General features: G+C 67.6%; 15 protein-coding genes. 11 read left to right on the top strand and 4 right to left on the bottom strand.

The genetic code is table 11. The annotated features are described in order from the left end of the window. Positions 1-13: 13 nt before the first annotated feature. Genes moeB through H4W26_RS08160 form a run of 6 tightly spaced genes read left to right on the top strand, consistent with a single transcriptional unit; the run spans position 14 to position 5,155 of the window. On the top strand, positions 14-1,195 hold the full coding sequence (moeB, locus tag H4W26_RS08185) for a molybdopterin-synthase adenylyltransferase MoeB (protein ID WP_192591576.1): 1,182 nt from the start codon (positions 14-16) through the stop codon (positions 1,193-1,195). Positions 1,196-1,223: 28 nt separating this feature from the next. Next, the gene (locus tag H4W26_RS08180; protein WP_192591575.1) at positions 1,224-2,240 is read left to right on the top strand and encodes a carbohydrate kinase family protein; all 1,017 of its coding nucleotides are present in this window, start codon (positions 1,224-1,226) and stop codon (positions 2,238-2,240) included. Positions 2,241-2,244: 4 nt separating this feature from the next. Next, positions 2,245-3,195: an HAD family hydrolase gene (locus H4W26_RS08175; RefSeq protein WP_318779811.1), complete on the top strand. Its 951-nt coding sequence runs from the start codon at positions 2,245-2,247 to the stop codon at positions 3,193-3,195. Continuing rightward, positions 3,196-4,029 (top strand): glycerophosphodiester phosphodiesterase, encoded by an 834-nt coding sequence (locus H4W26_RS08170; protein ID WP_192591574.1) that lies wholly within the window; start codon positions 3,196-3,198, stop codon positions 4,027-4,029. Next, a complete protein-coding gene (locus H4W26_RS08165) occupies positions 4,014-4,589 on the top strand; it encodes an AbrB family transcriptional regulator (RefSeq protein WP_318779847.1) in 576 nt (191 codons plus the stop codon). The genes H4W26_RS08170 and H4W26_RS08165 overlap by 16 nt, the downstream gene beginning before the upstream one ends. Then, positions 4,586-5,155: an AbrB family transcriptional regulator gene (locus H4W26_RS08160; protein WP_192591573.1), complete on the top strand. Its 570-nt coding sequence runs from the start codon at positions 4,586-4,588 to the stop codon at positions 5,153-5,155. The genes H4W26_RS08165 and H4W26_RS08160 overlap by 4 nt, the downstream gene beginning before the upstream one ends. A gap of 30 nt (positions 5,156-5,185) precedes the next feature. On the opposite strand, the gene tctA is transcribed toward H4W26_RS08160, so the two are convergent. Genes tctA through H4W26_RS08145 form a run of 3 tightly spaced genes read right to left on the bottom strand, consistent with a single transcriptional unit; the run spans position 5,186 to position 8,302 of the window. Further along, positions 5,186-6,691: a tripartite tricarboxylate transporter permease TctA gene (gene tctA, locus H4W26_RS08155; protein ID WP_192591572.1), complete on the bottom strand. Its 1,506-nt coding sequence runs from the start codon at positions 6,689-6,691 to the stop codon at positions 5,186-5,188. Position 6,692: 1 nt separating this feature from the next. Continuing rightward, on the bottom strand, positions 6,693-7,289 hold the full coding sequence (locus H4W26_RS08150; protein WP_318779810.1) for a tripartite tricarboxylate transporter TctB family protein: 597 nt from the start codon (positions 7,287-7,289) through the stop codon (positions 6,693-6,695). Further along, entirely contained in the window at positions 7,286-8,302 is a 1,017-nt protein-coding gene (locus tag H4W26_RS08145; protein WP_192591571.1) for a tripartite tricarboxylate transporter substrate binding protein, read from the bottom strand. Before H4W26_RS08145 ends, H4W26_RS08150 begins: the two co-directional genes overlap by 4 nt. Positions 8,303-8,485: 183 nt before the next feature. Between H4W26_RS08145 and H4W26_RS08140 the strand changes: the two genes are divergently transcribed. Next, entirely contained in the window at positions 8,486-8,851 is a 366-nt protein-coding gene (locus H4W26_RS08140; RefSeq protein WP_192591570.1) for a universal stress protein, read from the top strand. Positions 8,852-8,858: 7 nt separating this feature from the next. Here H4W26_RS08140 and H4W26_RS08135 read toward each other — a convergent pair whose 3' ends face one another. Beyond that, a complete protein-coding gene (locus tag H4W26_RS08135) occupies positions 8,859-10,559 on the bottom strand; it encodes an alpha/beta-hydrolase family protein (RefSeq protein WP_192591569.1) in 1,701 nt (566 codons plus the stop codon). 173 nt (positions 10,560-10,732) lie between these two features. Here H4W26_RS08135 and H4W26_RS08130 point away from each other — a divergent pair, with 173 nt between their 5' ends. From H4W26_RS08130 to H4W26_RS08115, 4 genes are all read left to right on the top strand, one after another. Continuing rightward, entirely contained in the window at positions 10,733-11,104 is a 372-nt protein-coding gene (locus tag H4W26_RS08130; protein ID WP_192591568.1) for a PLD nuclease N-terminal domain-containing protein, read from the top strand. A gap of 3 nt (positions 11,105-11,107) precedes the next feature. Then, a complete protein-coding gene (locus tag H4W26_RS08125) occupies positions 11,108-12,520 on the top strand; it encodes a sensor histidine kinase (RefSeq protein ID WP_192591567.1) in 1,413 nt (470 codons plus the stop codon). Beyond that, on the top strand, positions 12,517-13,206 hold the full coding sequence (locus H4W26_RS08120) for a response regulator (protein WP_192591566.1): 690 nt from the start codon (positions 12,517-12,519) through the stop codon (positions 13,204-13,206). Before H4W26_RS08125 ends, H4W26_RS08120 begins: the two co-directional genes overlap by 4 nt. Positions 13,207-13,303: 97 nt before the next feature. Next, positions 13,304-13,966, top strand: a complete 663-nt coding sequence (locus H4W26_RS08115; protein WP_192591565.1) for a cyclodeaminase/cyclohydrolase family protein — start codon at positions 13,304-13,306, stop codon at positions 13,964-13,966. The last annotated feature ends 9 nt before the right edge of the window (positions 13,967-13,975 follow it).

Raw genomic sequence — 13,975 nt, 5'->3', positions numbered from 1 at the left:
GACCCACGCACCGATGAATGATCTCTCCCAGTTCTCCGCCTCCCAGATGGAGCGGTTCCAGCGGCACTTCTCGCTCGACGGCTTCGGCATCGAGGCCCAGGCCAAGCTGCTGAACTCTCGCGTCGTGGTCATCGGCGCCGGCGGGCTCGGCGCGCCGATCCTGACCTACCTGGCAGCCGCCGGCGTGGGCACCATCGACGTGATCGACCATGACGTGGTGGACCGCTCCAATCTGCACCGGCAGGTGATCCACTCCGAGGCTGGCATCGGCCAGCCCAAGACCGCCTCGGCCGCCGCCGTAATGCGCGGCCTGCACCCCGAGATCGTCATCCACGAACACCGGGAGCCGATCACCGCGGCCAATGCGCTGGAGCTCATCGCCGAGGCCGACATCGTGGTCGACGGCTCGGACAACTTCGCCACCCGCTATGTGGTGGCCGACGCCTGCGAGATCGCCGACAAGCCCATGGTCTCCGGATCGATCCTGCGCTTCGCCGGGCAGGTCAGCCTCTTCTGGGCAAGCCATGGCCCGACCTACCGGGACCTCTACCCCGAGGCGCCCGACGCCGGCGAGGTCCCCACCTGCGCCCAGGCCGGCGTGCTCGGCGTGCTGCCCGGAGTCATCGGCTCCATCATGGCCACCGAGACCATCAAGTTCCTCACCGGGATCGGACGCACCCTGCTGGGCCGCGTGCTCACCTATGACGCGATGAACTCGAGCTTTCGCGAGATCACTCTGCATCCGGACCCCGCGCGGAAACCCGTGACCACCATCGGGGCTGACGTCACCGGACTGGGCGGCTTCAATCCAGACCCCGAGCCCGAGGTCGAGGACCTCGAGTTCAACCCCTACACCGGGGAGCCCAAGCTCGCCGACGAACTCAGCCCCGCACAGCTGCGCGAGCTCATCGATGCCGGGAAGATCGGCGGCATCCTCGACGTGCGGGAGCCCTGGGAGCACCAGATGGGCACCATCGAGGGTGCGGTGAACCTGCCGCTGAGCGGTCTCATGGGCGGTGCGACAGCCGACGACGACGCCGCCTCCGGACTCGACCAGGCGGCCGGAAAGCCGGTGGTGCTCTACTGCAAGATCGGGGTCAGGTCCCGTCAGGCACTGGAACTCCTGCGCGAGCAGCACCCGCAGGCGGATCTGCGCAACCTGATCGGTGGCTATGAGCTCTACAAACAGCTCTGAGCACGGGCTGGTGCGGTAGTTTAGTGGGGTGAGTTCATACCTAGCGGTCATCGGCGAGTGCTTGGTGGATGTCGTCCAGTCCGAGACATCTGCCCCCAAGGCGCACGTCGGGGGCTCACCGTTCAATGTCGCAGTGGGGCTCGCCCGATTGGAGCACGACGTCGTCTTCGCCGGCCGCCGGGGAGATGACGAATACGGACGCATGATCGCCCGCAGTCTCCGGGCCCAGGGCATCACCGCCCTGCTCGAGGCCGACGCTTCCCCGACCTCCGTGGCTCGAGCCACGCTGGATCCCACCGGGCAGGCCAGCTACGAGTTCACCCTGGACTGGACGCTGCCCAGCGCCGATGAGCTGGAGAAAAAGTTCTGCACTCTCGCCGGAGAGGCCGGACAAGCCGGCCACGCCGGGGGCCTTTCACAGGACCAGGCCCCCAGAGATCAGGACTCCGGCCCGCTGGAACACCTGCATGCAGGCTCGATCGGGGCGATGCTCCAGCCCGGCGCCGAGACCGTGAAGAACGTGATCGACCGCGCGCACGCCGTCGCCACGGTCTCCTATGACCCGAACTACCGGCCCACCCTGGTGCCCAATCGAGATGAGGCGCGCCGCCAGGCCGAAGAGTTCATCTCCCGGGCAGACATCATCCAGGCCTCCACCGACGATCTCGACCTGCTCTACCCCGAGCGCAGCCACCGGGAGACGATGGATGCCTGGCTGCAGATGGGCCCCTCCCTGGTCACCGTGACCCGAGGGCCCTCTGGTGCGATGGGCCTGACCCGCGCGGGCTTCGCCGAGCAGGAGGCCTTCTCCATCGAAGTCGCTGACACGGTGGGGGCGGGCGACTCCTTCATGGCGGCCACGCTCTCCACGCTGCGCGGAATGCATCTCCTCGGCGCCTCCCGTCGTCCAGCCCTGCGCGAGATCAGCACCGACCAGCTCAGCACCGTGCTGCGCACCGCGGCGCGCGCGGCCGCCATCAACTCCTCACGCTTCGGGGCTCAGCCGCCGACCGCTGAGGAGCTCGACCAGGCTCTCCGGGGCTGAACCCGTGACCGAACTCTCGCTTCCGGCGTCCACCTCCGCCCTCGGAGACGTGCAGCTGATCGCCAGCGACATCGACGGCACGATCCTCAGCTACACCCACACCGAGACCGGCTCGGTCTCCGCCAGGACCGTCGAGGCGTTTCAGGCGGCGCAGTCCGCCGGGATCCGTGTGGTGCTGGTGACCGGCCGACCGGTGCGCTGGCTCAAGCACATCAGTGCGACCCTCGGTCAGCCGGGTACGGTCATCGCCTCCAACGGCGCGGTGATCTACGATCTCGCCACCGATCGGGTGGTGCATGAGACCGCGCTGGACGCTGCCGCGCTGTTCACCGTGAAGGACTTGATCTCCGAGATCGACCCGCAGGCCTCCTTCGCCGCAGAGACCCTGGAACACCTGCACATGGAGGAGCCCTTCATCGCCGGCTCGCTCTTCTTCGAAGAGAATCGACGCCGCGCCGCCGGAGTCACCGAACAGGAGCTCCGGCTCGGCCCGCTGGACGAGACGCTGGAGCGCGACGCGCTCACCCATGCGGCGCAGACCCCGGACAGCGACGTCACCAGCGCCCATGTGACCGACCGGGTGGTGAAGCTGCTCTGCAAGACCGAGGCCATGGCGCCCGATGAGTTCCTCGGCAGGGTCCAGTCGGAAGTGGGGGACCTGCTCACCGTGACGCACTCGGCTCCCGGGATCAGTCTCCTGGAGCTCTCCGCCCAGGGCGTGAACAAGGCCTCCGGTCTGGCCCGGTATGCCGCCAGCCAGCAGATCGCGCGTGACCGTGTCATCGCCTTCGGCGACATGCCCAATGACATCGAGATGCTGCGCTGGGCGGGAAGGTCCTGGGCCGTCGGCTCAGCGCACCCACTGGCCCGGTCCGCCGCAAACCACACCGCCGCCTCCTGCGACGACGACGGCGTCGCTCAGGTGATCGAGCAGCTCCTCGCCGGAGAGCTGTAGATGGCCACACCCTACCGTCGCCACACCTATCGCGAGGTTCCCTATCTGCTGAACTCCCGGCCGGGTCCGCTGCACCACAGCCCCCTGGCCTTTGCGCACCGCGGAGCTGATCCGCGCCGTGAGAACACCATGGGCGCCTTCCGTCGGGCGGTCGATCTCGGGTATCGGTATCTGGAGCTCGACGTGCGCACCTCCTCCGACGGCACGCTGGTGATCTTCCATGACGAAGAGCTCGATCGCGCCACCACCGGCACCGGCAAGCTCAGCGAGAAGACCTGGGAGGAGCTCGCCCAGCTCCGGGTCGGGGCCGAGGGCGAGTTCGCCGAAGAACTGGTCCGCTTCGAAGATCTCCTGACCACCTGGGACGATGTCCACCTCAACGTGGACCTCAAGGACGCGGAATCCGTCCCCGAGTTCACCCGCATCGTGGAGAAGCACCAGGCTCACGATCGCGTGCTCGCCGCGAGCTTCAACGATGCCCGCCGACACCGCGTGCGCAGACTGCTCTCCCACCCGGTGGCCACCTCGGGAGGCTGGGTGGCCACGGCGATGATCGTGCTGCTGGGCCCGCTGGGCATGATGCGCCGGCTGACCGGGCGGGTCGCAGAGATCGACTGCGTGCAGGTCCCGATCTCGCATGGACGCATCCGCGTGGTGACCCCGCGGTTCGTGCAGCGCTGCCATCGAGCAGGGCTGCAGGTCCATGTCTGGGTGGTCGATGATCCCCTTCAGATGCATGGGCTTTTGGACATGGGAGTGGACGGCCTGATGACCGACGACGCCGAGGCGCTCGCCGACGTCATGCGTGAACGCTCGGTCTGGCCGCAGCGCTGAAGGGCGCCGATCCGGGAGGAGACGAACTGGAAGCCACCGACGAGGGCGCGCGCCCAGCGGGACTGCTCGGCATCGGCCGACTCCTCCTGGGCGGCGCAAGCGGCGGCGCGCTGCTCGAGGTGCTCGGGGTTCCGGCAGGAATGCTGATCGGCAGCGTGCTGGGCTCGGCGCTGGTGAACCAGCCCTGGACTCGTCGCATGAGGCCCGCCAGGCTCCCGCTCGCGGCCCGGCAGATCGGGCTGACCACCGTAGGACTGGCCTCCGGGGTGCTGCTCACCCTGGACTCGATCATCAGCACGGCAGCGATCGCCGTTCCCGTGGTCCTCGCCTACCTCGCGCTCACGGCGCTCAACCTCGTGTTCATCACCATCTTGATGTCACGCTATCGAGTGGACCCGGTCACGGCGGTGTTGGCCGTGACCCCAGGTGGTCTGGCCGAGGTCTCCGCGATCGCTCTCGACAAGGGTGCCGACGTCGGAATCGTGCTCAGCGTCCACGCCGTGAGGCTGTTCTCGCTGGTGCTCGTCGTCCTTCCCATCCTGCTTCTGGTGCTCTCATGAGCGAGCTCCTGCCGCTGCTCGCGGTGATGGCGGGCTCCGCGACTGCCGCCATGCTCTTTCGGTGGTGGCGGATGCCGCTGTGGCCGCTCACCGGAGGCCTCCTCGGGGCGGCTGCGGTCAACCTCGGATTCGGTCTCGCGGTGCAGGTGCCGAACCTTGTGGTCCTGCTGGCCCAGCTGCTGGTGGGGACCGCGATCGGAGCCACCATCGCCCCGGACACGTTTCGGCAGTTCAGGCGCTTCCTCGCCCCGGGTGCGCTCGCCGTCGGGGCGGTCCTGGGGGCGGGCGTCCTCTTCGGCTGGGCCTTCGCCGCGCTCGGGATTCTGGAACCCGCAGAGTCCATGCTCTCGCTGATGCCAGGAGGCGTGGCCGAGATGGTGACCGCCGGCGTCGCTCTGGGCTTCGACGGCGCGGTGATCATCGGCGCGCATATGGTGCGCCTGTTCACGGTGCTGCTGAGCCTTCCGCTGGTGCTCTGGGTGGCCGCAAGCATCCACCGGCGCTGGATCGCCGATCGCGGGACCCCCGACCCAGAGACTCCCAGTCCAGAGACCCCCGACGCCTAGCCGCTTGCAGCTGACTGCCATGCCCCGGGATCAGATGTCCTGGCGGCTCCGCTTCACCACCGCTGCGCGGACCGTGAAGGCCAGCACCAGCGCGAGCAGTCCATAGATGAACCAGGTGATGGGGCTGTCGATCAGCGCGGAGTAGTCACCGTCGGAGGACAGCAGCGCATCGCGCACCGAGGTCTCCGCCAGCGGTCCAAGCACCATGCCGATCATCAGCGGCGCCAGCGGGTAGCCGTAGCGCCGCATCAGGAAGCCCAGCACGCCGATCCCCAGGAGCAGCAGCAGGTCGAAGACCCGACCGGAGGTGGCATAGACACCGAGCCCGCAGAACACGGTGATGCCGGCGTAGAGGTAGGGCTGCGGGATCAGCAGCAGCTTGGACCACAGCTGGGCGAACGGCAGGTTGATGATGAGCAGGACGACCATGGCGATGAAGAAGCTCGCCAGCAGCGCCCAGACCAGATCCGGATTGCGGTCGAACAGCAGCGGACCCGGCTGCAGCCCATACTGGCGGAACGCCGCCAACATGATGGCCGCCGTCGCGGAGACCGGCAGTCCCAGCGCGAGCAGCGCGCCCATGGCCATGCCTGTGGTGGAGTTGCCGGCTGCTTCCGGGGCCGCCAGACCACGGATGGCGCCCTTGCCGAACTTCGGGAAACGACGACGACGGTCCAGGCGCCGCTCCACATCGAACGCCATGAAGGTGGGCACCTCGGATCCGCCCACCGGGATCACGCCGAAGGGCAGTCCGATCACGGTGCCGCGGCCCCAGGCCGGGGCTGCTTCCTTGAACTCTGCCCACTTCAGCCAGGGGCGTCCGGCAGAGCGTGTCTTCAGGTCGCGCTTGTCCCGGCGCGCTCGCGATGCCACGTAGAACACCTCACCGAGAGCCAGGATGGCCACGGTGACCGTGATCAGCGAGATGCCCTCGAAGAGCTGCGGCGCGCCCAGGGTGAAGCGCTGCGTTCCGGTGACGGAGTCGATGCCCACGGTGGAGAAGCCCAGACCCAGCACCAGGGCCGCCAGGCCCTTCGGCACGGACTCCGAGACCACCGAGGAGGTGGCGATGAACGCGAAGACCGCCAGCGCGAAGTACTCGGCCGGACCGAAGTAGCGGGAGAGCTCGGCCAGCGTGGGGGCGAAGAAGACGACGATCGTGGAGGCGATGATGCCGCCGATGAACGCGCCGATCGCCGCCGTCGCCAATGCCTGGGGTGCCCTGCCGTCCAGGGCCATCTTGTGGCCCTCGAAGGTGGAGGCGATGGCCGAGGCCTGGCCGGGGGTGTTCATCAGGATCGCCATGGTGGAGTCGCCGAAGAGTCCACCGAAGTACACACCGGCGAACAGGATGAACGCGGCCGTCGGGTCCAGGGCAAAGGTCATGGGCAGCAGCAGGGCCACAGCCATGGAGGAACCCAGGCCCGGCATGACGCCGACGGCGGTGCCCAGCAGACACCCCACGACGACCCAGAGGAGGTTGATCGGGGTCAGCGCGCCGCCGAATCCTTCCATCAACAGGGAGAGAGACTCCATGTCAGAAACCACCTCCAAGGATGCCCGAGGGCAGGTTCAGTCCAAGTGCGACGCTGAACGCGAGATAGACCACTGAGCTCATGAAGAGGCTGACGAGGATGTCGAACACGGGGCGGCGGGAGCCGAAGCCGCGGGCGGCACACCAGAAGGCCACGCCGCCGGCGAGGATCCAGCCGAGCCAGGGCAGGAGCACCGCGAACGCGAGGAACCCGCCCACGGTCCAGCCCAGGGCCTGGAAGTCAGAATGGAACCGCCACGTCCTGCCGGACTGGTTCTCCGGGTGTTCCGGGTGACGCAGGATTCCCGCGGCGATGATCGCCGCCAGGATGAGGCCCAGCACGGCGAGGATGGTCGGGAAGAACCGCGGTCCCGGGAAGTCTGCCTCTCCCACATCCATGGTGAGCACGCCGATGAGGATGTAGAGGCTGAAGGCGGCGATCACGCCAGGCATGATCAGTCCCGAGCGCCCATGCCAGAACGTCCCTTCCCCGGCGGGAGCGGGACCGGGAAGCGAGCTCTGCGGCGTCGTCTCGGTGGAGCTCACCGGGGGTGGAGAGTCGGTGTGAGTGTCAGGTGAGGGGTTCATCGGTGTCGTCACTGTCCCATCTCCTCGAACAGGCCGGCGATGCGCTCGGTCTCCTCGGCGATGTAGTCATCCAGCTCCTCGCCCTGCAGGGGGGCTTCTCGCCAGTAGTTCTGTTCCACGGTGGCCTCCCATTCGGGGGTCACCACTGCCTCGTCCACCACCTGGGCCAGTTCGGCGATCTCTTCCTCCGTGGCGCTGGGTGGCGCGAAGAGGGCTCTCCAATTCGTCAGCGTGACGTCGTAACCCTGTTCGGCCAGCGTCGGGATGTCATCCACGCCTTCGAGCCGTTCCTCGGCCACGACGCCCAGGACGCGCAGCCGCCCGGACTCGACCTGTGGGTACATGTCGGCGAAGCCGCCCGCCGAGGCTTCTGCGGTTCCGTTGAGCAGCGCCTGGATCGCCTCGCCGCCGCCGTCGGAGGGGATGTAGGTCATCTCGCTGGGGCTGATGTCGGATTCCAGGGCGGTCTCGGTGATCACCAGCTGATCGAAGGACCCGCCTCCGGTCCATGGCGTGCCGCTCGGGTCCTCGCGCCACGCCTCGACCAGCTCGTCCATGGTCTCGTAGGGCGAATCAGCAGGCACGACGATGATGTCGTACTCCTCGAGCACCTTCGCGACCGGCAACACGTCCTGCAGCTGAGATTCTGTGCCGAACTGGATCTGGGCTGCGATCTGCCCGGTTCCGCCGACCATCAGATTATTCGCGTCCGGGAGCGAGGCCACATTTCCGATCGCGATCGTGCCACCGGCCCCGGGGACGTTGATCACCTGAACATTGCTCACCAGGTCGTTGGTCTGCAGACTCTGCTGCAGCTCGCGCTGGAACGTGTCCCACCCGCCGCCTGCTGCTGCCGGTGCGACCAGCGTCATGTTGCTGCGCACGTCTGTGCCGCCGGAGGCCGACTGGACCGAGAAGAATGACGCCGAGCCGATGCATATCACCGCAACCACGGCGAAGATGATGGTCGAGATCTTCCTGAACGTGGAGCGCGAGGTGGAGTCGGCGTTCACCGGATGACTCATCAGATCCCTTCGGGGCCGAAGCGCATCGTTGCGTCTCGGGCTTGGCGTAGACATGGCGGTCCCGGGTGAGACGTTCGTGATCAGCGTCACCCGGGTCGCGCTTATCCTACAATATGTCAGAGACTTCACCCTCGGCACCGTCGTCCTGGCGCTGCGCAAGAGCCGATCGCAAGGAACCCACCTATGACAGTCCTTATTGCAGGTACCGACTCCGCCGAAGGACAGGCGGCCTACGCCTACGCACTTGCTGAGGCCGCACGTCGTGGTGAGGAGCTGCTCTACTTCGTGCTCAGCGGGGACCGTCCGTCGCCGAAGACCGCAGCGGACGCCGGGGTGACCGAGACCTACGCGGAGCCGGATTCGCGCGGCAAAGACGGTGTGGGCGATCTCCTGGACATGGCCGAGCGCATTGACGCCTCCGCGATCGTGATCGGCATCCGCCACCGCACTCCGGCGAGCAAGTTCATCATGGGTTCGGCCGCGCAGCAGATCATCCTGCAGGCCAATACGCCGGTCATCTGCGTGAAGCCAGGGACCTCCCCGTTCTAGAGCCCAATCATTCCCAGGCGGGGTCCTGACTGTCGATCTGTTCGATGATGCTCTGAATGGCGGCCAGCTGCGCGCCATCGCGATCATGACCGGGCAGCACCTGTGCCCAGCCGTCGACCGCGACATCCCCGAAATTATGGCCATGGCTCGGCGGCACCGCTTCGCTCATGAGCATGTCGGTGACCAGGTGCAGGAAGGTCACCCCCGGGATCCACTGCATCGCATCGCTCACATCCGCCCCGCGTCCGCCGGCGGCCGCGGGGCCCGCCAGCCACGCGGGACGCTGGAACAGCACAGCGGGCTCGAGCCAGGTGATGGGGTCCGTGGCGTGTTGGAGATAGCCGATGCGGGGTTGCCGCCACGGTCCGGGAAGCTCGGCGAAATCACCAGGTTTTGACTGCCACCGAACCTGCTCGCCGGCCTGGTAGACCGGCTGCCACACGGGACTTTCGGCGTCGCGAGCTGCCTGCAGTCCGCGCCAGGGCTGTGAGTTGGCGGGAGGTCCTGTGAAGAGTGCCGCGTCTGTCCGGGTGAGCAGATCATCGAGGCCCTCGAAGCTTCCTGCCATGCCCTGGGCGCCGAGGCTCAGTCCGTAGACGGCCAACCGAGGTCTATCTTCCTCTGGGATGGCTCGCCAGCGGTCATGGACGGCGTCAAAGAGCGCCTCGCTGGAATCCACTGCGAGTCCCGGGCGGAAGAGAAACGAGACCCAGCTTGGCTGGGTGGAGTACTGCATCGACGCCGTCGCGGTGTCACCGCCGTAGAGGTATTCGAAAGAGGCGATGGCCTGCGGTTCGAGCCATCCGGAGCCTGTAGGAGTGGCGACCAGCAGCACTTCGCGCTCGAAGGCGCCGGTGCGCTCAAGTTCATCGACCACCGCGGCCGCGCGGGACGCGGCGTCCGGCGCTTGGGACAGGCCGGCGTACACGCGGATCGGCTCGAGGGCGGGGGTGCCGGTGACATTCGCGATCTGGGCTCCGCTGGGACCCCCGCTGCTGAAGGCCCGCCCATGGCGGCCGAGCCCCTCCCACGTGAGCGTGGAACCGGGCCCGCCCGACCGCTCGGAAAGAAAGGGTCGGGATATCCCTGCCGGCGTGTCGGCGTCTCGGTCCTCGTAGAGCGTGTTCACGGCTGCAAGACCCGCCCCGAGGAACCCGACCACCAGAATCAAGACAGCAGCCACGGAGGAAGCCTGCCCGGCGGAACGCGCCAGGACTGCCGATCCGCCGCCACGTTCAACGCTCCGAGCTATTGCCGAGCGGAGAGCCCCGATTCCTCCGGCGATCCCGTAGAAGAGAATCATCGTCGTGAACATGCTCAGCAGGAAGGCCGCATGCCCGGCGCCGTCTACCGGTTCCATCTCCACGAGACGTCTGACCTCGTTCTGCCATGAGACGACCAGCGCTCCGTATCCGACCACGTAGGCCACAAGGGCGATTCCCAGAACAATGGGACCGGCCGCACTCTGGGGCCGCCGCCGGGCGCGTCCGGTCTTCGCCTCGCTCCTGGGGCGAATAAGTCCTCTCCGCTGAGCCAGTGCACGGATGCCCTCGCAGGCTGCTTGTGCGGCCCATCTGAGCAGGAAGCCGAGCTGGAATCCGATCATGAACCACAGACCCGCAAGGAATCCTTGGAACACTGTGGGACGAGGCACCAGAGACGGAGTCAGCGCGATCGAGGCCAGCGCCAGAGCACACAGCAGATTCACCGCGTGCACCCTGAGAAGGGGGACTCTGCCCTGTACGAGCTCCACGTGCTGGTGATCTTTCGACTCGATGGTGACCGTCGTGCCTGTGCACGATGACCGAAGTGTATTCCCCCGTGCTGATCTGGTCCCACGGTATGAGGACACCCCCTGGTGCCTGCTTCTAGACTGGAGGTGTGAATCCTCCAGTTCTCTCCGCCATCGGTCGCCTGCTCTCGGACGGGAACTCCGTCTGGGCCTGGGCGATCGCCGTGGCGGCCGTCGGACTGCTGATCGCCGCGCTGATGGTGCTTCTCCAGGACAAGGCGCTGCCGCCGCACAAGGGTGCCATCTGGGCCGTCGTGATCTTCGCCCTGCCGATCTTCGGACCTGCCGCCTATCTGGGCTGGGAGACCATCCGGTTCCGCAGTGAACACGGCCGCGACGAGAAGGGCCCGGTGGAGAAATACGCACCGGAAGAGGTGGCGCAGCGCAGAGAGACCGCCGAGCGCAATCAACAGGGCGCCCGGGAGGCGGACCAGCCGGACCGCCCGCACCAGTCGGGCTGAGCGATGACTCTGCTCACGGATACTCACGAAGCTAGGAGTCGCCATCGCCAACGGCTGATCGACGCGTTGGTCAAGGTCCTTCCACTGCTGGCGCTGGTGCTCTTCTCCCAGGTCAGTGGGGGTGGGTCTATGTCGGGCATCGGACTGACCATCCCGTGGTCGGCGAGCGTCCTCCTCGAGCTCCTCACCGTGTTGCCGCTGGCCTTCTCGCGGACCAACCCGGGGCCTGCCGCCGGCACGATGGCAGCCCTCTGCGTCGCACAGCTGATCACGGGCACGGCGCCGGGCGTTTCGGGCTTCGCCGTGCCGCTGATGGTCTACGCCTGCGCGAAGTACGGCACGTCGCGCGTCTCCCGGGCCTACCTGGTGGTGGCGCTGCTAGGTGCTCTTGCGCTTGGCGTGTACTACGTGCTCCTCGACCTCTCCTACGCCAACCAGTATCCGGACGCGGGCCTTGTTGAGAGCACCCTCTGGGGCGTGCCTGTGCGCACCTGGGGCAGTGCCGGGTTCACCGGAGGTTTCGCCGCCGCCGTCGTCCTGGTCCTGTGGCTTGCCGGGCATCTGGCGGGGCGCCGTCGTCGTGAGCTCAGTGCGGTTTTCGAACGCAATCAGATGCTCATGCGGGAGCGCGACCAGGAGGCGCGGCTGGCCGCCGATGCCGAACGCATGCGCATCGCCCGCGAGATGCACGACGTGGTCTCCCACTCCATGTCGGTCATGATCGCCCAGGCCGACGGCGGGCGCTACGTCCTGCAGCAGAGCCCGGATCGCGCGGCTCAGGCCTTCGAAACCATCGGTGAGACCGGTCGCGAGGCGCTCACCGAGATGCGCCGGATGCTCGGAGTGCTGCGCGAGGACGACGGCGCGCTGCAGAAGCGACCGGCACCGGGCGTACAGGATCTGCAGCAGCTCATCGAGGATGTGAGCGCCTCGGGGCTCGACGCACGCCTGAACATGCTCAGCGATTCCATTCCGCGGCTGCCCGAAGGTGTGGGACTCGCGGCCTATCGGATCGTCCAGGAGGCGCTGACCAACACGCTCAAGCATGCCGGACCAGGGGCGAGCGCCGAGGTCTGGGTCGCGGTAGCCAGTGAACCGGACCCGGCCCTGATGCTGGAGGTCCGCGACACCGGACGCGGAGCAGCGGCAGAGAGCGACGGCGGCGGCTCCGGCCTGCTGGGGATGGCGGAGCGCGCCCGGCTCTACGGCGGGACCGTGCAGACCCGCGCCCATGAGTCAGGATTCGATGTGCTGGCCCGGTTCCCGCTGGACGCGCGCACTTTCGCGAGCAGGCCGGACGTGAGACCTGAGAGCGGACCAGAGTCCCCAGCCGTACTTGCTTCCGAACCTCCGGCGACCCGGGCCGCGCCTGTCCAGCACCCCGAACCCCACCCCCACCAGGAGGACGCAGGATGAGCACCGAGCAGACCCCGCTGCGCATCCTGCTCGCCGACGACCAGGCCCTGCTGCGTGCGGGCTTCGCCATGGTCATCGATTCCCAGCCGGACCTGCGTGTGGTCGATCAGGCGGGCAACGGACAGGACGCGCTCACCGCCGCCAGGGTGCACCGTCCCGATGTGGTGCTCATGGACATCCGGATGCCGGTCATGGACGGGCTGGAGGCCACCCGGCTGATCACCGAGGACCCCACGCTGGGCGCCACCCGCGTGATCGTGCTGACCACCTTCGACACCGATGAGTACGCCCTCCAGGCGCTGCGCGCGGGGGCCGCCGGCTTTCTGCTCAAGGATGTGAAGCCCGAGACCCTGCTCGACTCCATCCGCACGGTGACCACCGGGGGCGCGGTCATCGCGCCCACCACCACCCGGCGGCTGCTCGATGCCACGCTGGGCAGCGGCGCTCAGGCGCGGCGACGGACCCCGGATGTCCACCAGCAGGGCAAGCTTGATCGACTCACCAATCGGGAGCAGGAGATCCTGCTCGAGCTCGCCACCGGAGACTCCAACGGCGAGATCGCGGCGCGACTCTTCCTCTCCGAGGCCACGATCAAGACCCACGTGGGACAGGTGTTGGCGAAGCTCGAGGTGCGGGATCGCGTGCAGGCCGTGGTCTTCGCCTATGAGACCGGGCTCGTGTACTGAAAGACAGAGCTTCGAGAGACAGACTGCCAGCGTGCTGAAAAGCCCCGGGCCTGCCGGGGAGGTGGGCATGTGCGCCGGAGCAGGGCAGACTTGGCCTATGGCCGACGCAGCAGAGATCACCACCGAAAATTCCACGCTCGAGAAGTGGACAAGTGCGCTCGCAGAACCCGTCGGCTCGCCCGGGGGTGGCGCCGGCGCCGGGGTGATGCTCGCGATCGCCGCCTCGCTGACCTCCATGGTCGCCGGGTACACCGAGCCCGCCGACGAGCAGCGGGACGAGCTCGACGCCGTCATCGCCAGAGCGCAGAAGCTTCGGCAGGTGGCTCTGCAGCTCGCCGATGAGGACGCCGAAGCCTCGGAGGCATTCGGCAAGGCCTTCGCCATGGAACGCGGGGCCGAGCGCAAGAAGGCGATCCGCGAGGCTTCCCTGGGTGCCGCGCGCTCCTCGGTGATCCTCGGCGAGCACGCAGCCGATGCGATCGATGACCTCTCCTGGCTCGCCGAGCACGGCAACTCCGCACTGATCGCCGACGTCGTCGTCGCCTTCGGTGCGCTCCGCGCCGCCGTGACTGGTGCCCGCACCAACGCCAGCTTCGACCTTGCGGCACTGAAGTCCTCCGGCTCCTCGCTCGAACAGGTCCGTGAGCAGCATCCGAAGCTCTGGGCCAGCGTCGAAGCGCTGGACACCGCCCTTGACCGCATCGACGCGGCGACGAACGCCGTGGACGATCGAGCCGCGCCCACCGACGTGCAGGGCTGAGACCGCGCA

It is taken from the genome of Nesterenkonia halotolerans, from assembly GCF_014874065.1.
GTDB lineage: Bacteria > Actinomycetota > Actinomycetes > Actinomycetales > Micrococcaceae > Nesterenkonia > Nesterenkonia halotolerans.
Note: the sequence above shows the minus strand (reverse complement) of the source record. Positions and strands in the feature narration are given on the sequence as shown.